Below are 707 nucleotides of genomic sequence, written 5' to 3' on the forward strand. Positions count from 1 at the left end.
ACGATCGTTGCAATTGGTATCCTCTAATGTACAAAAGCAGAGCGAAAAGCTCTGCTTTTCCTTTTTCTAAAAATACAACAAAGATAAATAGTCATTTACCCACACCAACTAGAGGGCGCATACATATGTTGTTAAGGACTAAAGTCAAATACCTTGTTAAAGGAGCTGAAATCCATGAGCTGCGGAAAACACCATGGCCGACATGATGAAAACTGTGTATGCGATGCGGTTGATAAGATTTTAGCAGAGCAGGAAGCTGTAGAAGATAAATGTCCTACGAGCTGCTACAGTAATTTATTAAGCCCGACAGTTTCTGGAAAAGATACGATTCCGTTTTTACTTTTTGATAAAAAGGGCGGATTGTTCTCTACTTTCGGAAACATTGGAGGATTTGTTGACGATTGCCAATGCTTCGAATCCATTTTCTTCCGGGTTGAAAAATTGCATGACTGCTGTGCCACATTATCTGTGTTAAGACCTGTTGATGTACACGGACATACGCTAAGCGTTTGTCACCCTTGCGATCCTGACTTCTTTGGTTTAGAAAAAACGGACTTTTGTATCGAAGTTGATTTGAACTGTTTCTGCGCGATCCAATGTTTAAATCCAGAACTTGTCGACAGAGTCATGCCAACAAAAGATAAAAAGCATCATCACCACGGCTAAACCAATCGCCCGCTCATCTACCCTGTCATGAGTCAAAGCAT

The 707-nt window shown here is 40.7% G+C and carries 1 protein-coding gene; it reads left to right on the forward strand.

The features are described from left to right. Positions 1 to 174: 174 nt before the first annotated feature. Entirely contained in the window at positions 175 to 666 is a 492-nt protein-coding gene (locus V7659_RS19325) for a CotY/CotZ family spore coat protein (protein WP_017367028.1), read from the forward strand. Positions 667 to 707: the final 41 nt, after the last annotated feature.

The sequence above is a fragment of the Neobacillus drentensis genome, assembly GCF_036966985.1.
Taxonomy (GTDB): Bacteria; Bacillota; Bacilli; order Bacillales; family Cytobacillaceae; genus Neobacillus; species Neobacillus drentensis_E.

Excerpts from the sequence above, each read along its gene's own strand:
- V7659_RS19325 (WP_017367028.1), top strand. The coding sequence starts at position 175 with ATGAGCTGCGGAAAACACCATGGCCGACATGATGAAAACTGTGTATGC.